The 22670-nt window shown below is 55.9% G+C and carries 19 protein-coding genes; 7 read left to right on the top strand and 12 right to left on the bottom strand.

The window, feature by feature from the left end; all coding sequences use genetic code 11:
• Window positions 1-29: 29 nt before the first annotated feature.
• A complete protein-coding gene (locus HBN68_RS19065) occupies window positions 30-797 on the bottom strand; it encodes a class III extradiol ring-cleavage dioxygenase (RefSeq protein ID WP_094994885.1) in 768 nt (255 codons plus the stop codon).
• 101 nt (window positions 798-898) lie between these two features.
• On the opposite strand from HBN68_RS19065, the gene HBN68_RS19060 reads away from it, so the two are divergent.
• Entirely contained in the window at window positions 899-1558 is a 660-nt protein-coding gene (locus HBN68_RS19060; protein ID WP_169965787.1) for a thiopurine S-methyltransferase, read from the top strand.
• A gap of 62 nt (window positions 1559-1620) precedes the next feature.
• Here the strand turns inward: HBN68_RS19060 and htpX are convergent, their stop codons facing one another.
• Both htpX and HBN68_RS19050 read right to left on the bottom strand, forming a co-directional pair.
• Window positions 1621-2508: a protease HtpX gene (gene htpX / locus HBN68_RS19055; protein WP_169965785.1), complete on the bottom strand. Its 888-nt coding sequence runs from the start codon at window positions 2506-2508 to the stop codon at window positions 1621-1623.
• 313 nt (window positions 2509-2821) lie between these two features.
• The gene (locus tag HBN68_RS19050; RefSeq protein WP_094994887.1) at window positions 2822-4033 is read right to left on the bottom strand and encodes a pyridoxal phosphate-dependent aminotransferase; all 1212 of its coding nucleotides are present in this window, start codon (window positions 4031-4033) and stop codon (window positions 2822-2824) included.
• Window positions 4034-4251: 218 nt separating this feature from the next.
• Between HBN68_RS19050 and msrB the strand changes: the two genes are divergently transcribed.
• Together msrB and HBN68_RS19040 are read left to right on the top strand one after the other, a co-directional pair.
• Window positions 4252-4647, top strand: coding sequence for a peptide-methionine (R)-S-oxide reductase MsrB (gene msrB / locus HBN68_RS19045; RefSeq protein ID WP_094994888.1), 396 nt, complete (start codon window positions 4252-4254; stop codon window positions 4645-4647).
• A gap of 23 nt (window positions 4648-4670) precedes the next feature.
• Entirely contained in the window at window positions 4671-5156 is a 486-nt protein-coding gene (locus HBN68_RS19040; protein WP_094994889.1) for a glutathione peroxidase, read from the top strand.
• A gap of 26 nt (window positions 5157-5182) precedes the next feature.
• On the opposite strand, the gene HBN68_RS19035 is transcribed toward HBN68_RS19040, so the two are convergent.
• Complete coding sequence (locus tag HBN68_RS19035) at window positions 5183-7498, bottom strand: response regulator (protein ID WP_094994890.1); 2316 nt, start codon at window positions 7496-7498, stop codon at window positions 5183-5185.
• A 164-nt stretch (window positions 7499-7662) separates the two neighbouring features.
• Here HBN68_RS19035 and HBN68_RS19030 point away from each other — a divergent pair, with 164 nt between their 5' ends.
• Together HBN68_RS19030 and HBN68_RS19025 are read left to right on the top strand one after the other, a co-directional pair.
• Complete coding sequence (locus HBN68_RS19030; protein ID WP_094994891.1) at window positions 7663-8556, top strand: ATP-binding protein; 894 nt, start codon at window positions 7663-7665, stop codon at window positions 8554-8556.
• The gene (locus HBN68_RS19025) at window positions 8549-9031 is read left to right on the top strand and encodes a GAF domain-containing protein (protein ID WP_094994892.1); all 483 of its coding nucleotides are present in this window, start codon (window positions 8549-8551) and stop codon (window positions 9029-9031) included. The genes HBN68_RS19030 and HBN68_RS19025 overlap by 8 nt, the downstream gene beginning before the upstream one ends.
• Here HBN68_RS19025 and HBN68_RS19020 read toward each other — a convergent pair.
• The 8 genes from HBN68_RS19020 to HBN68_RS18985 form a co-directional block, all read right to left on the bottom strand.
• Window positions 9028-11979, bottom strand: a complete 2952-nt coding sequence (locus HBN68_RS19020) for an HD domain-containing phosphohydrolase (protein ID WP_169965782.1) — start codon at window positions 11977-11979, stop codon at window positions 9028-9030. The two genes, HBN68_RS19025 and HBN68_RS19020, sit on opposite strands and share 4 nt — an antisense overlap.
• A 97-nt stretch (window positions 11980-12076) precedes the next feature.
• Complete coding sequence (locus HBN68_RS19015; RefSeq protein WP_169965780.1) at window positions 12077-15691, bottom strand: transporter substrate-binding domain-containing protein; 3615 nt, start codon at window positions 15689-15691, stop codon at window positions 12077-12079.
• Between the two features lie 8 nt (window positions 15692-15699).
• Window positions 15700-16326, bottom strand: a complete 627-nt coding sequence (locus HBN68_RS19010) for a response regulator transcription factor (protein WP_094995009.1) — start codon at window positions 16324-16326, stop codon at window positions 15700-15702.
• A 367-nt stretch (window positions 16327-16693) separates the two neighbouring features.
• Window positions 16694-18025: a deoxyguanosinetriphosphate triphosphohydrolase gene (locus HBN68_RS19005; protein WP_169965778.1), complete on the bottom strand. Its 1332-nt coding sequence runs from the start codon at window positions 18023-18025 to the stop codon at window positions 16694-16696.
• A 140-nt stretch (window positions 18026-18165) separates the two neighbouring features.
• On the bottom strand, window positions 18166-18507 hold the full coding sequence (locus HBN68_RS19000) for a hypothetical protein (protein WP_094995011.1): 342 nt from the start codon (window positions 18505-18507) through the stop codon (window positions 18166-18168).
• On the bottom strand, window positions 18504-18878 hold the full coding sequence (locus HBN68_RS18995) for a phage holin family protein (RefSeq protein ID WP_094995012.1): 375 nt from the start codon (window positions 18876-18878) through the stop codon (window positions 18504-18506). Before HBN68_RS18995 ends, HBN68_RS19000 begins: the two co-directional genes overlap by 4 nt.
• A 2-nt stretch (window positions 18879-18880) precedes the next feature.
• Window positions 18881-19195 carry a YqjD family protein gene (locus HBN68_RS18990; RefSeq protein ID WP_094995013.1) on the bottom strand — a complete coding sequence of 105 codons (315 nt, stop codon included), beginning with the start codon at window positions 19193-19195 and terminating at the stop codon, window positions 18881-18883.
• Window positions 19196-19326: 131 nt separating this feature from the next.
• Entirely contained in the window at window positions 19327-21063 is a 1737-nt protein-coding gene (locus HBN68_RS18985) for a monovalent cation:proton antiporter-2 (CPA2) family protein (protein WP_169965775.1), read from the bottom strand.
• A 174-nt stretch (window positions 21064-21237) separates the two neighbouring features.
• On the opposite strand from HBN68_RS18985, the gene HBN68_RS18980 reads away from it, so the two are divergent.
• Both HBN68_RS18980 and HBN68_RS18975 read left to right on the top strand, forming a co-directional pair.
• Window positions 21238-22335, top strand: a complete 1098-nt coding sequence (locus HBN68_RS18980; protein ID WP_169965772.1) for an acyltransferase — start codon at window positions 21238-21240, stop codon at window positions 22333-22335.
• 78 nt (window positions 22336-22413) lie between these two features.
• Window positions 22414-22662, top strand: coding sequence for a glutaredoxin family protein (locus HBN68_RS18975; protein ID WP_169965768.1), 249 nt, complete (start codon window positions 22414-22416; stop codon window positions 22660-22662).
• Window positions 22663-22670: the final 8 nt, after the last annotated feature.

The following is a 22670-nucleotide window of genomic DNA, read 5'->3' as shown; positions in this document are numbered from 1 at the left end:
GTACCAGGCGTCAGGTCGATCGCCTGCCTTCACCCGAACCGGTAAATATCCATGCCCAGCGCACCCAACGTCCAGCCTTCGTGAGCCACATCAAATGCACCTCCGGCCCCACGAGCGAAAAACAGAGGCAGCAAGTGTTCATCACTCGGGTGGTTGCGCCCGGCAAAGGGGGCGTTGCGCCGGTAGTCGTGAAGCGCTGCCTCATCGTCGGCCCCGAGTTTTTCAATCATCCAGTCCCGAAATGCCTTGGCCCAAGGCTCGATATGATCGGGGCCTGCGTGCCAGTCCAGTTCGCGCAAGTTGTGGGTGATGCTGCCGGAGCCGATCAACAGGATGCCTTCTTCGCGTAGATCGGCCAGGGCGCGGCCAATGGCAGTTTGAGCGGTTGGGCCCAAATGGCTGGGCAGCGAAACCTGTACCACGGGTATCTCCGCTTGCGGGTACATCAATGACAGGGGGACCCACGTGCCGTGATCAAACGGCCGCAGGGGATCCAGCCGGGCGGGCAGCCCTTTGTCAGCCAGTCGTTGCGCTACCTTGGCTGCCAGTTGCGGGTCGCCTGGAGCCGGGTATTGCACGGCGAACAAGGCGGGCGGGAATCCGCCAAAGTCATGCCAGGTTTCAGGAGCCGCGCCGCTGCTGACAATCAGTTCCGGGCTTTCCCAGTGTGCAGACATGACCACGATGGCCTTCGGCCGCGGCAGCTCGGCTGCCAAGCGGGTCAAGGCGGGCCCACTGGCGCCGGGTTCAAGTGCCAGCATCGGCGAGCCATGAGAAATAAACAGGCTGGGAAGCATGAAGAGGGCCCTCAAGGTTAAGATGCGTCATCTTCATCCTGATCAATGATCTACATCCAATATAAGTTTTAGTGGTTATCTATCGAATTTTAAGGTGAATCATGCAGGCTGATTTTTGGCACGACCGTTGGGAGCGTAATCAGATTGGCTTTCACCTGGAGCACGTGAATCCGTATTTAGAGCGTTATTGGCCAGACCTCTGCCTTGAGCCCGGTGCGCGCGTGCTGGTGCCGCTCTGTGGCAAAACCCTCGATTTAACATGGTTGGCGGCTCAGGGTTATGAGGTGCTGGGCGTTGAGCTGTCTGAGGCAGCGGTGCAGGCCTTTTTCAGCGAACATAATCTCAAGCCCAGGGTTAGCCAGCGGGGCGGCCTCAGTGTCTACGAGGCAGGGTCGGTGACTTTGCTGTGTGGTGATTTTTTTGCGTTGAGTGCTGAGGAGGTAGGGGACTGTTCAGGTGTTTACGACCGAGCCGCACTCATCGCTTTGCCCCCGCCAATGAGAGAGGACTACACGCGCCATTTGACGAGCCTCTTGCCAGTGGGTTGCCGGGGCCTGTTGATCACCCTCGATTACGATCAGAGCGAGATGAAAGGCCCGCCGTTTTCAGTGCCCGACCCGGAAGTTCAGCATCTGTTGACGGCGCATTGGTCAATCGAGACCCTTGAGCAACCGGACATTCTGGGTAAAAGCTGGAAGTTTTTGAAAGGTGGTGCGACCCGGTTGGTTGAGCGTGTGTACCGGCTGGAGAAAACGGCCTGACGCGCATCAAACCGACATGAAAAAGGGCGACCGAAGTCGCCCTTTAGGGTTCGTCGCCGGTGTTAGCCGCGGCGACGCAGTGCATCGATACGCTCTTCCAGCGGCGGGTGGCTCATGAACATACGGGCCAGCCCTTGTTTGATGCCGCCGTTGATACCAAAGGCCGTCAGGCTGTCCGGCATATGCACAGGCAGGCCTTGTTCGGAACGCAGGCGTTGCAGGGCACTGATCATGGCCGCCGTACCTGCAAGGTGAGCGCCAGCTTCGTCAGCACGGAATTCACGTTTGCGCGAGAACCACATCACGATGGCGCTGGCCAGGAAGCCCAAAACCAGTTCCGCGAAGATGGTCGCCACGTAGTAGGCAATGCCACGGCCTTCTTCGTTTTTAAAGATCACCTTGTCCACAAAGTTGCCGATGATGCGGGCGAAGAACATCACAAAGGTGTTCACCACCCCTTGCACCAGCGCCAGGGTCACCATGTCGCCGTTGGCGACGTGCCCGATTTCGTGAGCCAGAACCGCTTTTACTTCATCAGGTGAAAAGCGCTCCAGCAAACCTTGGCTGACAGCAACCAATGCATCGTTCTTGTTCCAGCCTGTTGCAAAGGCGTTGGCCTCATAAGCGGGAAAAATACCCACCTCCGGCATTTTTATCCCGGCTTCACGGGACAATTGCTCAACGGTTTGCATCAGCCATTGCTCATGGCGGGTACGGGGTTGAGTGATGACTTGGGTGCTGGTGCTCATCTTCGCCATCCATTTGGAAATGAACAGCGAGAACAGAGATCCTGCGAAACCAAAGACTGCACAGAAAACCAACAGCTGACTGAGGTTCAGATCAACCCCGTTGGCCGCCATGAACCCGTTGAAGCCAAACAGGCTCAGGGTGATGCTGGCAATCAGCACGACCGCCAGGTTAGTGGCCAAAAACAGCAAAATGCGCATCATGGTTGTAAGAATCTCCTCGTCTTAAGGTAGTGCCGCATGCGGGTATATAAGGTGCTGTTACAGGCTATTCAACCAAGTGACTATTTCAAACTGTGTCCTACAGGCTGATTCTAGTTGCAAGAAAGCCGTTTCCTAATACGGATTGACTTTTTTTAGAGGCGAAAATTCGGTTTCGGGTCAATAAATACAAGGCATGGCGGTTTTAGCGAGGTACGGGGAGGAGGACAGCAGTCGAGTGGATGTGGCGGATGAAGAATATTTCATACAAAACATGCTGTACGACATTTGATGTGTCGCACAGCATGTTGGGAAATTACTGACGATAAGTTTTCAGGAAATTACCGATTTTTCCGATCGCCTGCTCCAGGTCATCGACCCGTGGCAGCGTGACGACGCGGAAATGATCGGGCCACGGCCAGTTAAAAGCCGTGCCTTGCACCACCAGCAGTTTTTCCGAAAGCAGTAAGTCCAGGACGAACTTCTCATCGTTCAGGATCGGGCAGACTTTTGGGTCAATGCGCGGGAATGCGTACAAGGCTCCCATGGGCTTGACGCAACTGACGCCTGGAATGTCGTTGAGCAGCTCCCAGGTACGGTTGCGTTGCTCGAGCAAGCGGCCATTTGGCAGGACCAGATCGTTGATGCTCTGATAACCGCCCAGTGCTGTCTGGATCGCGTGCTGACTTGGCACGTTGGCACACAGACGCATGTTGGCCAGCATGTCGATGCCTTCGATATAGCTCTGGGCATTGTGTTTGGGGCCGGAGATGGCGATCCAGCCGGAACGGAAACCCGCTACGCGATAGGATTTGGACAAACCGTTGAAGGTCAGGCACAGCACATCAGGGGCCAGCGATGCGGTGCAAATGTGCACGGCATCGTCGTACAGGATCTTGTCGTAGATCTCATCGGAGAACACGACGAGGTTGTGCTGGCGTGCGATTTCCAACATGCCTTGCAACACTTCCCTGGAATATACCGCGCCCGTCGGGTTGTTCGGGTTGATGATGACCATGGCCTTTGTGTTCGGTGTGATCTTGGCCTTGATATCGGCCAGGTCCGGGAACCAGTTAGCCTGTTCATCGCACAGGTAGTGCACAGGATGGCCGCCTGCCAGTGTTACCGCAGCGGTCCACAGCGGGTAGTCAGGGGCCGGGACCAGCACCTCATCACCGTTGTTGAGCAGCGCTTGCAGCGACATCACGATCAGCTCGGACACACCGTTGCCCAAGTAGATGTCTTCGATACCGACGCCTTCTACCTGTTTTTGCTGGTAATACTGCATCACCGCCTTGCGTGCGCTGAACAAACCTTTGGAATCGCTATAGCCCTGAGCGGTGGGCAGGTTGCGGATCACGTCCTGGAGGATTTCATCCGGGGCTTCAAAACCAAATGGCGCCGGGTTGCCGATATTCAGCTTGAGGATGCGATGGCCTTCCTCTTCCAGGCGTTTGGCGTGCTTGAGCACTGGGCCGCGAATGTCATAACAGACGTTGGCGAGCTTGTTTGATTTGCTGACCTGCATGGCGATGTGATCCCGAAAATGAACGATCCAGCCAGAGGTGATGCCTGACTGGGAAATTCTGTGTCTTCACACAGCGGCAATCCGCGTTGCTTCAACAATCCGTTTGAATGCAGATAACGCGGGTGCCAGACTGGCGTTTAACGAGGCGCAATCATACGTGCCACCCGACCCCTGGAAAAGCCACTGGTCGGGGGTTTTTCAGTGACAGGGGGATAACCATGCAGAAGTTGGAAAAAACGCTGGACGAGTGGAAGGCTATGCTCGATCCGGAGCAATACAACGTATGCCGTCTCAAAGGCACCGAGCGGCCATTCTCAGGCAAGTACAACGCCACCAAAACAGAGGGTGTTTATCACTGCATCTGCTGCCATGCGCCTTTGTTCGATGCTAAAGCCAAGTTTGATTCGGGGTGCGGCTGGCCGAGTTTCTATGAGCCGATTGGCGAGAGCGCAATGGTCGAGATCCGTGACGTGAGCCACGGGATGATTCGCACCGAAGTGGTGTGCGCCACGTGCGACGCGCATTTGGGGCATGTATTTCCCGACGGCCCACCGCCAACAGGCCTGCGCTACTGCATCAACTCGGTGTGTCTGGATCTCGTACCGCGCGACTGAACATCACTTTTCGAGGCTCCGTCATGACCGATAACGTGTTGAATATCCCTTGCACTACGCTGACGGGTGAAACAAAAACCTTGGCCGACTTCAACGGCAAAGCGCTGCTGGTGGTCAATACCGCCAGCAACTGCGGGTTTACGCCTCAATACAAGGGCCTTGAGGCCCTGTGGCAGCAGTACAAGGATCGCGGGCTGGTGGTTCTCGGGTTTCCTTGCAACCAGTTCGGGCAACAGGAGCCGGGGGACGAGGCGGCCATTTCGCAGTTTTGCGAGATCAATTTCGGGGTGAGTTTCCCGCTGTTCAAAAAAATTGAGGTCAATGGTGCCCAGGCACACCCGTTGTTCAAGGCGCTTAAAAAGCGCGCACCGGGGTTGCTGGGCTCGACAGCGATCAAGTGGAACTTCACCAAGTTCCTGATCAGCGCCGATGGTCAGACCATCAAACGTTATGCCCCGCCGACCAAACCCAACGCGTTAAAACCCGACATAGAAGCACTGCTGGGCTAAGCGCTGCTTCACGTCAGGCCAACTTCTCAGGGCTTCAAGGGCACCCAGGTGTCCAGCAGCGCCTCAAGCTCTTCGCGGCGGAAGGGTTTGGCCAAGTAGTCGTTCATGCCCGCTGCCCGGCAACGCTCGCGCTCTTCGGGCATGGCATTGGCGGTCAGGGCCACAATCGGCAGGTCCGGCCAGCGCTCACTTTGGCGGATCTGCCGGCTGGCTTCGTAACCATCCATGACCGGCATGTTGCAATCCATCAGCACCAGGTCGAAGTCGTGTTGTTCCAGCTGATTCAGGGCTTCGCCGCCGTGTGCGGCGACCACCACATCGCATCCCAACTTGCTCAACATGCCTTTGGCCACCAACTGGTTGACGGGGTTATCTTCGACCAGCAGGATTCGCGCGCGATGTTCGGTTGGCTGACTGCTGACAGGCACGCGCAAGGCTTCGTCATCGTCTTTTTGCAGCAGGTGCAGCAGGCTTTGATAGAGCGCTTTGCGCGACAGTGGACGGGCCTTTTGTTGCAAGGGCGCGAGGGCATTCACCTGATCGCCGGGCATGAAGTTGCCATAGGCCGTGACCAGCAAAATCGGCGCACTGATAGCGGGGCGCAAACCAAACAGGCATTCCGGGCAATCGGTGATCAACAAGTCAGGGTCAACGCCTGCCAGTGAATCGTCGATGGAAAAGCGCCGGTAGTTCAAGCCCCAGGTCGGTAACAGGTTGCCAAGCAGCTCAGACAAGCCGCTGCTGGCAGTGGTGACGGCAATGACCTTGCCCTGCAATGGCGTGGGCGAAATGGCCGGCGTGTGGCAGGGCAGCGGCAGGTCGGCGCAGAACTGGCTGCCAAAACCGACTTCTGAGCTGATGGTCAGACGTCCTTGCATGACCTCGCACAGGCTGTTGGTCAATGCCAAGCCCAATCCGGTGCCGCCGAATTGCCGGGTAATACCCGCGCCAGCCTGGGTAAAGGGTTTGAAAATTCTGGCCTGGGCTTCTTGGGCAATGCCAATGCCGGTGTCGCAGACCTCGATGCGCACTCGGTCGTTTTGTGCCTGCAGGCGTACATCTACACGACCAAAGCGGGTGAACTTCAACGCGTTGGACAGCAAATTGCTGACGATCTGCCGCACCCGCGTCGGGTCGCCGATCACCAGTGCCGGGAAGTGCGGGTCAATCAGGCAAGTCAGTTCGACGCTGGGAGCAGCGTTCTGGGACAGCAAGCTGGCGGTGTCTTCAACCAGCGCACCGAGGTCAAACGCAATGTGTTCGAGCTCCAATTGCCCGGCATCGAATTTCGACAGGTCGAGAATGTCATTGAGCAGTTCGACCAGCACTTTGCCTGAATCGTGGGCGATTGACAGTTGCTGGTGCTGCTCGGCATTCAACGGGCTGTCCAGGCTCAAGGCCAGCATGCCCAGCAGGCCATTGAGCGGGGTGCGTATTTCGTGGCTCATGTTGGCGAGAAACGCCGAGCGCGCCTGGGCCATCTCCAGCGCCGTGCTGCGAGCGGTTTCGAGCTCTTCATTGGACTGCGTCAGGCGCGCGTTGATCGCCTTGAGCTCCTGGGTGCGGGCCGACACGATGTGTTCCAGTTGCGCCAGGTACTCGGTCAAGCGGTTCTCGGCGCTGCGCCGGTGTTCGATTTCTCGCACCAAGGCGTCAAATTGCTGGTTGGCCACGTTGACCAGCACCCCGATCTCGTCGTCCTCATGGCCGGGCGGGCAATCAATACGCGATTGTGTGGGATCGCCGGGTTTGCTGTTACTCAGGTCGCGAATCACCCGGACCAGAGGCTTGGTCAGCATCACGTAAAACAACCCGAGCAGCAGCCCGGACAAAATCAGGCTGCGGGCAAAGCCGGTGAGCAGGGTCACTTCTGCACGGTGCAAGAAACGGCTGCCAAACGGGTAAGTGTCCACCTCTAGGTGCAGCACGCCAACACTTTGCTCGGGCAGATGATTGAAGTAGAGCCGGTCATCGAATGAGCGATTGGCGCCGAACAAAAAGTCACTCAACGTGCGGTAGCGGCCGTCTTCGGGCTGATCGTGCACCGAGGCCAGCATCGATTTGTCGTTATCAATCAACTGCGCGCCAATGATGGCGGGTGAGCGCAGGAGCCCCAGCGCGAGCTCTTGCGCCAGTTCAGAGTCGAGGTTGTAGGCAATCCGTGAGGCCGGGTTATGGCTGATCTCAAGCAAGGATTGGATTTCACGATTGATGGCAGCGTTTTCGCTGGCATAATCGATGCCAATTTGTAGCAGGCTGAGCAGCGTCCCCAGTACAAAGCCGACCAGCACTGTCAGCCGCGCCTGTTTGAAAGACAGGCGGTGGGTGAGTTTTATATCCATAGGGTGCTGCACCTGTTTCCATTCCTTTCGCCGGACCAGAGATTAACAGGTTAGCCGACACGCGGTGCCGGGATCATCCTGCTGGCTCGTATCGGTTACTTCGGGAATGGATATCCAGGCCGTTCCATCAATGCGCAATCTGTGTATCAGTCTGAGGAGATGTTGTGGATTCTAAACTGAATGCCTTTCTGGAGCGTGCCGATGCTGTGCTTGCGCGTATTGAGCCCTTGTTGCCAGCGATTCGTGAGCCTGTGGACTGGGAGCATGCCCTTGCCGCACGCTGGCAGCGAGAAGGACGTGCAGGGTATTTGCTGGCGCTGGACGTCAGCCTTGAAATGCGCCTGAGCGACTTGATCGGCATTGATAAACAGCGCGATCAGTTGGGGCGCAATACCAAACAATTCCTTGACGGTTTACCGGCGAACCACGCATTGCTGTGGGGCTCGCGTGGTACGGGCAAATCCTCGCTGATCCGCGCGCTGCTGGCCGAATACGCCTCACGAGGGTTGCGCCTGATTGAAATCGAGCGCGATCACCTGGCGGATCTTCCGCGGGTAGTTGAAGCGCTACAGGGGCTGGAACAGCGCTTTGTACTGTTTTGTGATGACTTGTCGTTTGAGGCGGGCGAGGGCGATTACCGCGTGCTGAAAAGTGTGCTGGACGGCTCGCTGGAGCAGGCGCCAGAAAACGTCCTGTTGTACGCCACTTCCAACCGTCGGCATTTAGTGCCGGAGAACGAAAGCGATAACGAACACTGGAAACGTGTGGACGGAGAACTGCATCCCAGCGAGGCAGTCGAGGACAAAATTGCGTTGTCTGACCGCTTTGGTCTGTGGCTGTCGTTTTATCCGTTCACACAAGAACATTTCTTGAGCGTGGTTGAGCACTGGATCGGCGTATTGGCGACCAAAGCCGGTCTGCAGTGGCAACGTGATGAAGCGCTGGATATTTTGGCAGTGCGTTGGGCGACCGGGCGCGGCAACCGTAATGGTCGTTGCGCCTATCAGTTCGCGCGCTACTGGGTCGGATTGAAATTGCTGGAGCAAACCAATGATTGATTTGAACGCCACAGGCGCAGGCCTGGACGGTTACACCTTGTTAAAGGCGCAGTTGGAATCTCTGCTGGCCGATGAACGTGACTTTATTGCCAACGCCTCGCAGTTTTCGGCGTTTTTGTTTCATCAACTGGACGACCTCAACTGGGCCGGCTTTTACCTTAATCGCAATGAAGAGCTGGTGCTTGGGCCATTTCAGGGCCAGATCGCCTGTGTCCGCATCCCGTTTGGACGGGGCGTCTGCGGTGCAGCCGCTGCCACCCGTCAGACTCAGCGGGTTGACGATGTGCATGCGTTCCCTGGCCACATCGCCTGCGACAGCGCGTCGAACAGTGAGCTGGTGGTGCCTTTGGTCAAGGACGGTCGCTTGATTGGCGTGCTGGACCTGGACAGTCCACGTATTGGCCGTTTCACCGAGCAGGATCAACACGGCATTGAAGCGCTGGCGGCGATCTTTTTGCGTTTAAGTGACTGCTAAGCCGCAAGCCCGGCCTTGCGCAACAGGGCATCGATATCCACGTCGTCAATTTGCCCAGGCTCAAGAAAGCGCCGGGCGTATTGCATAAAAATCTGTTCGTGCATAAACAACGCAAACAGTTGCGGGTCGATATGAGCGTCGTGGCACATGGCTGCCATGATGCTAAGCGCTTCGCTCAATGTTTTGCCCTTTTTGTAGGGGCGGTCCGAAGCGGTTAATGCCTCAAAGATATCGGCAATCGCCATCATCCTCGCTGCCAGACTCATTTCTTCGCGCTTAAGCCGTTTCGGATAACCGGTGCCGTCCATTTTTTCGTGATGGCCGCCCGCGATTTCAGCGATATTGCCCAAATAGCTCGGGAAAGGCAGGTGCTTGAGCATGAGAATGGTCTGCACGATGTGGTTGTTGATGATGTAGCGCTCTTCGCGGGTCAGCGTGCCACGGGTTGTACTCAGGTTGTACAGCTCGCCACGATTGAATTTGTAGGGAGGGACGTCCAGTTGAAAACCCCAGATATTGTCGGGTTCAATCCGTTCCGATTCGTTGCGCTCAAACAGGTGTTCCGGTTTGTCGGCCAACAAACGTTCGGTGACGGGCAAAGGGTGTTCCTCACGCGTTGCTTGACGCTTGTTTTCCTCCCATGACACCCCTAAACGATCATCCAGCGTGCGCGTCCAGGTGCGCAGGGCAATGGTTTGCAGGCGTTGCAGATCGGCCTCGGCCATGGCCTCGCCCCCCATGTTGCAATGTGCGACGAAGGCAAAATCGTCATCCAGGGCGGCCAGGGCTGCTTCAAGGATCTGCGTCAATTGCTGATCGTTTCCGCCCAACGCCCGGCCTTGCCAATAACTGACCCATGCATCGCGCTTGAGTACTTCAAAGCGGGTGCGTATCTCATGAATGCGGTCGTACAGCGTTTCAAGTTTGGTGGCTTTGTCTACAACGTACTCGGGAGTCGTGACTTTGCCGCAGTCATGCAGCCAGGACGCGATGTGCAGCGCCTCCCATTCTTCGTCGGTGGGGCTGTAGTCCTCAAATTCAGGTGCCTGGCTGGCAGACGCGGCTTCAGCCAACATCAGGGTCAGGGCCGGTACGCGTTGGCAGTGGCTGCCGGTATAGGGGCTTTTGGCGTCGATGGCGCCTGCCAGCAATTGAATGAATGCATCCAGCAGTTGCTTTTGCCGCTCCTGTAAACGCTGACTTTCGATGGACACGGCCGCCGCGCCGGACACGGCCTGGATGAAGGCGATCCGGTCGGCGCGCAGGTGCTCCCGGTCTTCATTGGAGCCACTGTTGTTAAGCAGCAATACCAGAATGCCGACGGTTTCGCCGTGACGGTTGTGCAGGCGAATGCCAAGTAAGTGTGCGCTGTGGGTGTCGAGTGCTTGCAAGACGGGTCGCAGGTCGCCTGACTGCTCAAGGTTGAGCGTGCACACCACGCTGTCGCTGCCTTGGCGCAGTGTGCGCAGCCACTGGGGATAGTCGCGCGCATCCGCATGTATAGGCGAACGCTGCACAATGCCTAAGTCTTGGGCCTGATCACCAATGATCAAGCCTTTGAGGGCAAACTCAGGGCCATCGTTGTCGGTCAGGTAAATCAGCCCGGCTTGAGCCTGAGCGATTTTCATGGTCTCCAGCACCACCGATTGCAGTAACGGCTCAAAGCGGGTGTGGGCCGACAAGCTGGCCGTGATTTCAAAAAAGCTGGCCAGGGTTTCTTTCATTCGACGCATGGATGACGCGAGTTGGTCAATCTCGAGCACGGGTGAATGAGGGCTCGCAGGGTAATCAAAGTCAAAACGGCGTATGGCTTCGGCCTCTTGCACCAGCCTGCGCAGCGGTTTGACCAGTAACCGGGAAATCAGCCAACCCAAGGGCAGGCATAGCAGCACAATACCCAGTGTGACCAAGGCGCCCTGCCATCGCATCCGGTATGCATCGGCGAGCAGTTCATCCTTCGGGACCATCAGGGCCAAGTGCAGGCCGTTGAGCGCGCCATCGCTAAGTCCGGCCCTCGACACGATCCACTGACGCTGGTCTGCCGTCAGCTCAGCGGTGTTCTCGGCAGAGCGAGTGATCAATGCGCCCAAGGCCGGACTGAGTTGCTCCACTTTCGGCAACTGAGAGGATTCTGGAGCCGCGACCAATTTTGAATAGTCAGGGTAAGCGATTGCATTGTTGTCCTGATCGAACAAGGCTATTTCTGTGTGCGGCGTGACTTTGTGTCTGGCAAGCGTGGCGGACAATTGCGACAGGGTCAGATCGGCGCCCATAACGACTTTCGCAGAACCGCGGCCGGACAGGGTGGTGCCAACCTCACGGGTGGAAAAAAACAGATAGGGGCTGGTCGTTATTTCGTTGTTAATACCCCGGGCGGGGATAAACCAGCTGCGCTGGCGTGGGTCGTAGGTTTCATTGGGGTTGTCGCGCTGGCCCGCCAATGACAAGGATTCATCATAGAAAAAGTGTCGGGACAGCGGCTTAATCTGGTCTGAGCGTTGAATGCTCCAAGCTTCGTAAGCGGCTGATTGTGGGGCAGACAAACGGTCTTTAGCCGCTTGTGTCCGCAGCGGACGAACCAGAAAAAAATTCCCCTGCGCATCCCCCACATACAGCGCCGCCAGGGCAGGATTGTCCTTGAGCGTCTGGACAAATGGCTCCAATAAGGCCATCCGGTCTTCGGCTCGCTCAATGCCTGTATTGGCATTGAGCGAAAGCAGCCTCAGCGCATGACGAATCGGTTGATAGGTGTGCTGTAAATCTTGCTGAACATCCTGTTCGATCTGGTGGAACAACTGTTGGCTGCTGTTAAGAATAATTCGCGTTGTTTGCAAGTAATTGAAAATACCCAGCGCTACACCGAGCACTATCAACAGCAACGTAAACATCACACTGATGTGCACATGCAGCGGAAACTGACGCTTGCTGGCCGGCGCAGTCATGGGCATTAAGGAGTCTCCGCTGTGAACAAGCTTCAGGTCGCCTTAAGCATAGTAGGGCCGAATAACCTGCGCTTTTTTTGTGTTCACAGCGGGAAGGGGGTAATCAGTGGTTCAGTTTCTCAAGTTCAGTCAGCAGTGTTTGCTCCATCGATGCCATGGCATCAATTACCTGCTTGCAGCAGTGATGCACGGTACTGAGATCGGCCTTCTCAAGGGCCTCGCATTGCGCTATCAAGAGGTGTGCACTGACAATTCGGGCTGCGCCTTTAATGCGATGTGCCAACTCTGAAAAAGGTGCCAGTCCGTCTTTTGTCGTCAGTTTTTGAAGCTCTTCAAGGTCGATGCGGTTACTGCGCAGGATCTCTTCAAGCAAGCGTTTGACGCGAACCGGATCAGAGCCGGAAAGGGCATAAAGACTTTCGATATTAAAGGCGACTTCGCTCGAAGCGGGCTTGAGTTCGTTCAAGCGCTTACTTAACAACGTGAGGCTTATGGGTTTGAACATGCAGTCGTCCATGCCTGCCTCCTGGCAGTTGAGGCGTTCTTCGGGCTGCGCATTTGCGGTAAATCCTAAAATCACGCAAGGCGTGCGTTGTTCGGCGTGCTCGAGATGGCGAATGGCCCGAGTCAAGTCATAACCGTTCATCACAGGCATATTGCAGTCCGCAATAACCACATCAAATACGCCCTGTTTCCAGAGCTCTAACCCTGCAGCGCCGTGCTGCGCGGTCGTAAACATATGCCCCAGAAACCCCAGTTGCTGACACATCAGCAGGCGATTGGCCGGGTGATCATCGACTACCAGTACATTTAGCGGACGGGTGCTCTGTGCGACTTCCGGCTCTTTTTCCGCCTGTTCCAGGCAGGGCGTAAGGGAGGGAAGTTTCAGGGTGATATTCACTTGCGTCCCCACAGTGGGCTGACTGCTAAGTGTCAGCGTGCCGCCCATCATTTCGCACAGGCTTCTGCAGATGACCAAACCCAACCCTGCGCCGCCCAACGCCAGTTGCCCGGAGTTTTCAACTTGTGAGAAGGGGCGGAATAGCCGGGCCTGATCGGCTTCATTTATACCAATGCCGGTGTCCTGCACGCTGAGTTGAAGCTCCACCTGGTCCGGGACCTCGGTGGGGCGCACATCCATTTGCAGCGTGACCTGCCCCCGTTCAGTGAATTTGATGGCATTGCTGATCAGGTTGGTCAGGATTTGTTTGAAACGCAGCGGGTCGATCAGTACATCCGGGGCTTCATGCTCAGGAGTGAACTTAAGGGCCAGGGTCAGTTTCTTTTGGCGTGCCAGACCGTCAAACACCCGAATGACTGCGTTGGCCAGTTCACGCAGGTTGACACGTTCTGCAGACAAATTCAGTCGGCCGGATTCGATGCGGGCGATATCAAGGATGTCGCCGATCAACTCCAGCAGGTCTTTGGCCGAGTTATATGCCACTTCGATGGAAGGCCGGTCCAATTGCCCCTTGTCGGCGCGTTTTAACGTCAGTTCCAACAGGCCGATGACAGCGTTCATCGGCGTACGGATTTCATGGCTCATGGTTGCCAGAAAGGTGCTTTTGGCACGGTTGGCCTCATCTGCACGCTCTTTGGCAGCACGCAGTTCGTCCATCAGTTGACGACGATCACTGATGTCAATCCAGCCCCCGATAATGCCTTGAACTTCGCCCAGAGAATCCCGGTAAGGGAGAATCCAGTGATAGATCGTGATGGCCTGATCGCCCAAGTGCAGTTGACGGTCCATGATCAATGGAGTGCCTTCGCGTATGACGCGCAGGTAGTCCGCCTGGAAGTCGTGTGCTTCGTGTTCATTGCTAATGGCACGCCGGGACTTGATGACTGTCTTGCCGATTACATCCTCGCGTTTGGCTGCAAAGGCTTTCAGGTAACTGTCGTTGCAGGTTTTCAGTACGCCTTCACGGTCACGTACGTAAATGGGATGGGGGGTCTCATTGACCAGTGCGCGCATGAATTCGAATTGGTCGTTTAGCGCGCGCTCCGCCCGTTTGCGATGCTGGATCTGACGGCGCATGTAGGCATTCCAGAGCAGCGACAGTAGCAGCAGCAGCGTGGTACCGATGATGACTTGGTAAATCAGGCGATGATAATTGCGCCAGTAGCTGTCAGAAGCTGGGACATAGCCCCGCCAGCGACTGTTGATAATCCCCAGTTCATCGGGAGCAATGCTGAGCAGGGCTTTATCGAGGATGGTGCTCAATTCGCTGGCATCACGGGCGGTCGCCAACGCGAAAGTGGCGGGTTGGGTTCCGATCGTGGCGCTGATTTGTAAACGGTCCTGAAAAAGCTGGGAAGCCAGCAGGTAGTTGGCAATGACCAACGTATTGACCGCCCCCTCGACTTTTCCTTCTGCCAATAGCTGTGTGGCCTGATAAATGTCGTCGGTTTCAACCAGGGTAATGTCGGGGAATTCTTTTTTCAGGTAATGGGTCAGTGGATTGCCCAACGTCAGTGCAAGACGCTTACCGGCTAATTGTTCAAGATTTGAGGGGTGGTCATGGCCTTTTTCAGTCAGTAGAACAAAAGAGTTTTCGAGGTAGGGGCGGCTGAAGTGGAGCTGGCTCTCCCGGGACAACGAAGGGCTGATCGCTGAAATGATGTCGGTTTCGTGACGCTGGATCATGTCGATCATGTTGCCCAGACTGCGGGTTCGCTGGATCTCGAAACGTAATCCGGTACGCAGTCGAATCATTTCAAGCAGGTCTGCGGTAATGCCCCGAAAATTACCTTCGGCATCGAAAAAGCTGAGTGGGGCCAGGGTTTCGTTGACCACGACCTTGACCGTGGGGTGTTTGGCCAGCCAGCGCTCTTCCCGCTCGGTCAGTTGAAGTTTTTGGTCGGAGAGCAGGATATCGCTACCTGCGCTCCAACGCTTGGCGATGCTTTCACGTTCGCTGTTGGGGATGGCCGCCAGGGTGGTATTGAGAATGTTGAGCAGCATGGGGTTGTCGCGGTGCACGGCGAAGCTGAAACCATACGCTTCATGCTTGCTGAAATTGGCCATTTTGATGTTTTTCAAATAGCCCTTGTTGATCATGTAGTGCGTTGAAATTGTATCGCCAAGAAAGACATCGGCCTGATCGAAGGCTACCGCATTTATTGCATTCTGATAGGACGGGTAGGACTGGATAATTGCCTTGGGATACAGCTTTTTGACATCCTCCAGTGGCAAATAGTGGTACACCATGCTCAGGCGCAGGCCTTGCAGACCTTGGGTCAGCGAGCGATTTTCCCCTTCGCGGCTTACCAGTACAGGCTGGTCAACCGCGTAGGGAATGGACAGGACCAGGTCGGGGTTCGCTGCTTCATAGCCATTGGAGGTACCGAGCATATCGATGGTGCCTTCCACGAGTGCCTGAATCGCCTGGTCTCGTGAAGTAAAGCGTTGAACCCGGATGGACACGTTGAGAGCCTGAGACAAAAGCCCCGTGTAATCGGCGGTAAACCCTTCGTAGTCCTGACCACTGGTGGTCATGTCAAAAGGCGGGTAGTCCGGAGACGAAATACCCACCCGTAATATGCGCTTTTCCTGCAACCAGGTACGTTGATGCTTATCGAGAGGCGCTTCCTGATAATAGATGCCCGAGCGGCTTAGCAATGAATAGTTGTCACGGCCGGTGGCATGGGCCAATACCGGGTAGCACAGGATGAAACCTGCGATCAGTGATAGGAAGTGTATTAACCGCGTGGGCATCCTGTTTCTCACACTAAAGAATTGCGTTTGGCCAATTCGATAAGATCAACCAATGAATTCGCTTTTAGTTTTTGCATGAGTCTCTTCTTGTAAGTGCTCACGGTTTTGTTGCTCAGAAACATGCCTTTGGCTATTTCCTTGTTGGTTTTGCCCTGTGCAAACAGCTGCAAAACCATCAGCTCCCGGTCGTTGACCGATTTGAATAGTTCGATCTCTGAATAATCACCACCCTCGTGGCGTTCTGGTGTCAAGGCCTGGCTGGGGAAATAATTGTAGCCAGCGAAGACAGCTTTAATTGCACTGACAAGTTCGCTCAGTTCTTCTTGTTTACACACATACCCGGCGGCCCCGGATTGCATGCAGCGCATGGCGAACAACGTAGGAGATTGCGCTGTCAGGACGAGTGTTTTAAGGGTCGAATTCATGGCGTTAAAGCGTGCAAGCACTTCCAGTCCGTCGAGTTTCGGGATGCTGATGTCAAGAATGATTAAGTCCGGGACACATTCGCGCACCATTTGCATGGCATCCACACCGTTGTCGGTTTCACCGACTATTTCATACCCTTCATGTTCTAACAACATACGAATAGCGAGCCGGATAACCGGGTGGTCGTCAACAATAAAGACGGTGGTCATAGTTAATTCCTGTTAAGCGCGGTATAGAAAGCGCGCACCATAGCTCAGTTATAGGAGTGGGCACACGAACCCTTTGGCCTACAAACGTAGTATGGGAAAAATCCTACGCAAATTAAGGCGCAAGAGCACGGCTGCTTGATATGAGGAAGTGCCGTTTGTTTAAAGCTTTGGCTGTTTCTTGACTGATATGTTTGATATGCAAAGATTAGGTTTAGTATGTTGAAGGAAATGGACTACAGATATTTAAGTTGTTTACATGTTGTGTTTGGGTGTTTGGTTTTAATTCTTTCGCGTGAGGTGTCATTTTCTGACAGTGCAATACAAGGCTAATCGCTGAGCGTGATTAGCCTTGTATTGAGGGCGGGGCTCAGGTAGGGCTTGAGCGGCCAGTCATTTCCCTGGCCATTTCTGTGGCGTAGCTGTCGGTCATGCCGGCGATAAAGTCGATGATGCGCATGAAGGAACGGTGCAGTGGCCAGTGAGGGGCTGGCGCGTTATTACCCAGCAAGTCGAGGATGCGACGGCTCTTGAATGAGGGCGTGCGACCTTTGTGCTGCTCCAGCGCTGCCCCGCAAAAGGCATTCAACAAGATCTCCAGCGTCGTATAAGCACCAATCTCATGAAGGGTTTTGCGTTTGTCCTGAAATATCTTGTGCCTGGCCATGTTTTTGGCATCCAGCACGCAACGTTTTGCCGGACCATGCATATGCTCGACCAAATCGCCCGGCAGCGTGCCTTCAAGCAATGCATCCTGCTGCTCGACAAATGTACGCGCCGCCGCATTGGTCAAGTGTTCAATGGCTTTGCCGCGCAGAATGGCGAGCTTGCGCCGTTGCGAGTCTTTGGGCCCCAGCTGGCGATAGGTCTGCGGCAAGTCATCGCCTACCAGCCCCAGCAGCAAGGCTTCAACTTCCGGATAGGCCAGTAAATCCATTTCCAAACCGTCTTCGAGGTCAATCAAGGCATAGCAGATATCGTCCGCTGCCTCCATCAGATAGACCAGAGGGTGACGTGCCCAGCGTTCGTCCTCGAGTTGCGGGAGGCCCAGCTTCTGGGCGATCCCTTCAAGCAGGGGAAGCTCGCTCTGATAGCATCCGAACTTGTGTTTTTTGTACCCGAGCGAGTCGGCATGCTTTGCCGTCCACGGGTATTTGAGGAAGGTGCCCAGCGTGGCGTGGGTCAGGCGGGTGCCTCCGTCAAACTGGTGATATTCCAGCTGCGTGAGCACCCTGAAGCCTTGGGCGTTGCCTTCAAAACTCAGGAAGTCCAGTCGCTCGGCGTCACTCATGTCATCCAGCCAGCCGCGGCCAGCGGCCTGTTGAAACCAGTTTCGGATGGCGTCTTCGCCCGAGTGCCCGAAAGGCGGGTTGCCGATGTCATGGGCCAGACAAGCCGACTGCACCACCACTCCAAGATCGCCGGGGTCACACCAGTCAGGAAGGGCGCCACGCAGGGTTTCACCCACGCGCATGCCTAAAGAGCGGCCGACACAACTGACTTCCAGTGAATGGGTGAGGCGGGTGTGAATATGATCATTGCTGGTGACCGGATGAACCTGGGTTTTACGGCCAAGACGGCGGAATGCACCCGAGAAGATGATGCGGTCGTGATCTTTATGGAAGGGGCTGCGCCCTAGTTCTTCCGGGCTGTGATGGGGTTTTCCGAGACGTTCGCGATTAAGTAGGGTTTGCCAATCCAAGGCGCAGTGCTCCGTCAGTGAGTCCGGGCTCAGCTTCTCGCTTCACGCAGGAGGGTGCAAGGGGGAGGAGGTTGCAAAAAAAGGCGCAGCGCGCAACCGTCGTTCAAACAACGGACACGCGATGCGCCGGTCAGGCATGTTCAAGGCTTGCGCGCTGTACCCTGGATGACCAGTTTGATCAGCGGCAATAAACCGGTCGTCAGGCCAATCAGGCGTGACATGCGGCCGGTGCCCTTGGAGCGTGCACCTTTGCCTGTCAGAAAGCCCAGCAGGGTAACAGCGGCCACGCCCCATAACGGGGCGTGTTTGATGCCGAGGCTATCTTGCCAGTTAGTCGTCATCCCGCGCATCTTCTGCAGAGGTTGCATCAGTTGCTGGGCTTCGTGGCGTATTTCCTGGCGGTGCATCTCCATGCGCAAGCGAATCAGCACTTTGCGCATTTCACGCCGGGACGCTTTTGGCGGCATTTCAGGCAGGTTCATGGCAACAAACGCTCGCGGTCTTTGGCCAGCTCTTCAAGCGTGGCATTGAAAGGAGAGGATTCATCGAACACCGCCGCTTTGAGGCGCAGGCCGCAGAAAATGGCGGCCAGCGCATAAAACACGCACAGTCCGATGATGCCGGCCAGACGATAACTGTCCCAGACCAGAACCAGCACCAGTGCCGAGAGCCCGATCAGCAACAACAGACCGAACACCAGTGCCAGCCCCGCAAATAGCAACAGACTGACCGTACGCGCTTTCTGTTCTTGAAACTCAATGCCGAGCAACTCGACATGGCTGTGCAACAAGCCCAGAAACGCGGCACCCAGGCGCCGGGGTGAGGAACGAGGGGATCCGGATTCTTCTGTCATATTCAGCGCCGAGTCGCCAGCAAGCCGATCAAAAAGCCCACGCCAGCAGCAATACCGACCGATTGCCAAGGGTTGGCCTGGACATAATCTTCGGTAGCGACCACAGCAGCCTGCCCGCGCTCCTGAAGGGTTTCCTTGGTTTGTTCGAGTGATTCACGGGCCTTTAGCAGGCTGTCCTTGATCTGTGAACGCAGTTCGTCAGCCTGATCGCCAGCCAAAGAGGCTGTGTGTTCCAGCAAACGTTCGGTGTCGGCAACCAGCGTCTGGAAGTCAGCCATCAAAATCTCTTGCGCATTTTTTGCTGTATTGCGGGCCATGATGATCTCCGTGAGTGGCTTCTTGATGGTTCAGAGTGTAGGCATGGATTGAAGGTTCACTGAAAATCTGTCGCCGGGCATGCCGGCGTCTGAGATGTTCACCCTCGGTTGTGACAAGACCTTACCTTAAATTACTCACCTTCGCGGGTGAACCCCGGGGTTTCGCGTGCGTCAGCGTTATCCAGGCAGCCGTCCAGCAAGTGATAGCGGTTGTGACGGACCTCATCGACCCGGTGGCGCACACTGCGCTCCGGTATGCCCAGAAGGATCAGTGCGTGGGAGGCCAGCATCAGGCTCGACTCCAGCAGCTCCGGCACCACTTCAGTTGCTCCGGCGGCTTTGAGTTCGGTGAGCAGACTGTCGTCGCGGGTGCGCACCAATACAGGCACATCGATTGTGATTAAACGCGCCTCCTTGAGCACGCACATGGCCACCTCGGTATTGTCGACGGCGATCACCAGCAAGCGCGCACGGTCCAGGCCCACCGCCCGCAGTAAATCCCCGCGGCGAGCATCGCCGTAATGCACGCAACTGTCGACTTTGGCCGCTTCCTGAATGCGATCCGGGTCGTAATCCAGCGCGACGAACTCATGCTGCTCACTGCGCAAGAAGCGTCCGATGGACTGGCCGACACGGCCGTACCCGCACATCACCACATGCCCGTGTAATTCGGCGTTCTGTGCGGCGATTTCTTCCAGTTCCGCTTCCTCGTTGGACTTGCGGTGCAAGCTGGCCGCAATTTGTGGCGCCGCGCGTAACAGCAAAGGCGTCAGCAGCATGGAGCAGAAGGTGGCAGCCAGCAGGTAACCGGCCATTTCTGGCGGGATCAGGGCACTGCTCTGCATCTGCGCCATCAGCGCGAAACAGAACTCGCCGCCTTGGGCCAGGGCCAGGCCACTGCGCCACGCGGTCTCGCCATCGCTGCCGCGTATTTTGACCAGCAGCGCAACCACGGCGCCCTTGATCAGCAACAGCGCCAGGGTCAGCCCCAGAATCAGAAAACCGTCATGCACGAACAACTGCAGATCAATCAGCATGCCGATACTGACGAAGAACAGGCCCAGCAAAATGTCACGGAACGGGCGAATGTCTGCTTCGATTTGATGACGGTAATGGCTTTCACCCAGCAGCATGCCAGCGAGGAATGCCCCCAGTGCCGGCGACAACCCTAACAAGTGGGTAAGCCACGCCGTCAGCAGCACGATGACCAGGGCCAGTAATACAAACAGCTCTGCCGAGCGCGAGGCTGCGACTTCATGAAACAGGCGCGGTAATAGAAAGCGACTGGCCAACAGCAAGCCGACAAACAGAATCACGGTCTTGCCCAGTGTGACGGGCAACGCCCAATACCAGGCCTGATCGCTGCTGCCGGCAAACACCGGCACCAGGGTCAGCAAAAGTACCGCCACGACGTCCTGAAACAGCAAGACGCCAATTGCGTTCTGGCCATGGCGACTGAAAATTTCCCCCAGGCTGGTGAGTTCCTTGCTGACGATGGCCGTGGATGACAGCGCGAGGCCGGCACCGAGCAGGAAGGCGGCATTCAGGCTCATGCCAAAGGCGTACAGCAACCCCCCCAGCACCAACGAGGTGCACACCACTTGCAGGCTGCCCAGCCCGAACACCACCTTGCGCAGTGCCAGCATTTTGGGCAACGAAAACTCCAGCCCCAGCGAAAACAGCAGAAACACGACGCCAAGTTCGGCCAGATCGGGCAAGTCCGGGCTGTCGTTGATCCAGTCCAGAGCGGTTGGCCCCACGAACAGGCCCACGCACAGATAGCCCAGCACCGGGGGCAGCTTCAATCGCCTGAAAAAGGCAATCACCACCAGTGATGAGGCGAGGATGATCAATAAATTGGCAAACACAAACGTCTTCCCTGTGAGTTCAAATAAAAAAGTCGCGAGCTTCCAGCAAATGAGGGGGGCTGGCGCTGATATGCATCATTCTTTGAGAGCAAAATTCCAAAATCACGGTCCTTCGCTATGCTCAGAACCAGCAGTTTAATGGGATGTTGAACAAGCGTAGTCGTCAGGAGCGTTATGGAACGTCTGTATTCCCTCCAAGGCTTGAGAGGCGCTGCCGTTCTGGGAGTGGTTGTATTTCACATGGCCTCGGTTGAAGCGAAGTATTCCGGGGGCGATCTTCTATTGCCAGCATTGGTGAATTTTTTCCAACTGGGCGTCGATCTTTTTTTTGTCATCAGTGGCTTCGTTATGGTGATCGTCACCCGTGGCCGTTTTCAAAACAAAGTGCAGACCCAGCGCTTTGTGTTTAATCGACTCTCACGTATTTACCCCAATTACTGGCTGTATTTCTTTATTACTTTGGGGGTGACCCTGGCCCTGCCGGGTGTCGTGAACACCTCCCACGGCAGCTCTAACTGGCTAATGTCGTTCCTGCTGCTGCCCAATGACCGGGTGTTGTTGGTGATGGTGGCGTGGTCACTGATCTTTGAACTGTGGTTTTACCTGGTGTTTACCGGCTTGCTGTTGTTCAAGGAGAAACACCTGCCACTGCTGCTGGGGGTGTGGGCGATCGGGTTGATTGGCTTCAACGTGTCTGCCAATTGGCAGGACTTCAACCCGGCATTGAAAATCATGCTTCACCCGTATGCGCTTGAGTTCATCGCGGGCAGTGCGCTGGCCTTGTTTTTTTACAGCAAATTCAGCGCCAGGTTGCCGACGCCCTGGGTGTGGGCAACGCTGATAGCCGCTCTGTGTATCGGGTTTCCCTTGATCTATGGCTATCAGTTATTTGCTGCCGAGGGGCTGATGCGCATGCTATCGGTCGGTGGTGTTTTTGGCGCACTGGTGGGCGCACTGGTGCTGCTGGAGCGCCGTAAACGGATCCGCGTGCCTGCGTTCCTGATCTTTACCGGTGATATGTCCTACACGATCTACCTGTCGCACCTGTTAGTGCTGGGTGTGATCGGTCATCTGTGGCAACGGGTCGGGGTGTGGCCTGCCAGCCCTTGGGACAATGCTGTTTTCCTGCTGCTGATGATGGCGGCCGTGTTGTGTTACGGGGCACTGGCGTATCGTTTTTTCGAGAAACCGGTGCTGGATTGGGCAACGGCCTATTGCGCCCGAACATTTGCAGTCAGTCCACGGCATTCGCAAACAGGCCCGGCCAAATGACTGTGCAGTTTGATTGCAGGTCGACGACGGCATGGGAGGCTCTTAAAATGGCGGCTTATTTCCTTCAGGTCGAAAATCATGCTTCCCGAATGTCAACTGTTCGGCACATTGGGCTGTCATCTGTGTGAGATCGCGGAAGCGCAATTGATGCCGCTTATCGAACATGGGCTGTTGGTAGAACTGATCGATATTGCCGAAGAACTCGCGTTTTTTGACACCTATAGTTTGCGTATTCCGGTATTACGCCGTGTGGACACGGGGGCTGAGCTGGACTGGCCTTTTGATATAGAACAAGCGATTGGTTTTTTGCGCGTTATGGATTGTTAACCCTCCAG

Source organism: Pseudomonas sp. WS 5078 (assembly GCF_012985745.1).
GTDB lineage: Bacteria > Pseudomonadota > Gammaproteobacteria > Pseudomonadales > Pseudomonadaceae > Aquipseudomonas > Aquipseudomonas lundensis_A.
This window is presented reverse-complemented; position numbering and strand designations above follow the sequence as displayed.

What these genes read in the sequence shown, in the direction of transcription:
- HBN68_RS19040 (WP_094994889.1), top strand. Translation starts at nt 4,671, where the DNA reads ATGACCGATAACGTGTTGAATATCCCTTGCACTACGCTGACGGGTGAA.
- HBN68_RS19015 (WP_169965780.1), bottom strand. Translation starts at nt 15,691, where the DNA reads ATGCCCACGCGGTTAATACACTTCCTATCACTGATCGCAGGTTTCATC.
- HBN68_RS19060 (WP_169965787.1), top strand. Translation starts at nt 899, where the DNA reads ATGCAGGCTGATTTTTGGCACGACCGTTGGGAGCGTAATCAGATTGGC.
- HBN68_RS19000 (WP_094995011.1), bottom strand. Translation starts at nt 18,507, where the DNA reads ATGAACCTGCCTGAAATGCCGCCAAAAGCGTCCCGGCGTGAAATGCGC.
- HBN68_RS19050 (WP_094994887.1), bottom strand. Translation starts at nt 4,033, where the DNA reads ATGCAGGTCAGCAAATCAAACAAGCTCGCCAACGTCTGTTATGACATT.
- HBN68_RS18995 (WP_094995012.1), bottom strand. Translation starts at nt 18,878, where the DNA reads ATGACAGAAGAATCCGGATCCCCTCGTTCCTCACCCCGGCGCCTGGGT.
- HBN68_RS18980 (WP_169965772.1), top strand. Translation starts at nt 21,238, where the DNA reads ATGGAACGTCTGTATTCCCTCCAAGGCTTGAGAGGCGCTGCCGTTCTG.
- HBN68_RS19020 (WP_169965782.1), bottom strand. Translation starts at nt 11,979, where the DNA reads ATGCCCATGACTGCGCCGGCCAGCAAGCGTCAGTTTCCGCTGCATGTG.
- HBN68_RS19035 (WP_094994890.1), bottom strand. Translation starts at nt 7,498, where the DNA reads ATGGATATAAAACTCACCCACCGCCTGTCTTTCAAACAGGCGCGGCTG.
- htpX (WP_169965785.1), bottom strand. Translation starts at nt 2,508, where the DNA reads ATGATGCGCATTTTGCTGTTTTTGGCCACTAACCTGGCGGTCGTGCTG.
- HBN68_RS19065 (WP_094994885.1), bottom strand. Translation starts at nt 797, where the DNA reads ATGCTTCCCAGCCTGTTTATTTCTCATGGCTCGCCGATGCTGGCACTT.
- HBN68_RS18990 (WP_094995013.1), bottom strand. Translation starts at nt 19,195, where the DNA reads ATGGCCCGCAATACAGCAAAAAATGCGCAAGAGATTTTGATGGCTGAC.
- HBN68_RS19010 (WP_094995009.1), bottom strand. Translation starts at nt 16,326, where the DNA reads ATGACCACCGTCTTTATTGTTGACGACCACCCGGTTATCCGGCTCGCT.
- HBN68_RS18975 (WP_169965768.1), top strand. Translation starts at nt 22,414, where the DNA reads ATGCTTCCCGAATGTCAACTGTTCGGCACATTGGGCTGTCATCTGTGT.
- msrB (WP_094994888.1), top strand. Translation starts at nt 4,252, where the DNA reads ATGCAGAAGTTGGAAAAAACGCTGGACGAGTGGAAGGCTATGCTCGAT.
- HBN68_RS19025 (WP_094994892.1), top strand. Translation starts at nt 8,549, where the DNA reads ATGATTGATTTGAACGCCACAGGCGCAGGCCTGGACGGTTACACCTTG.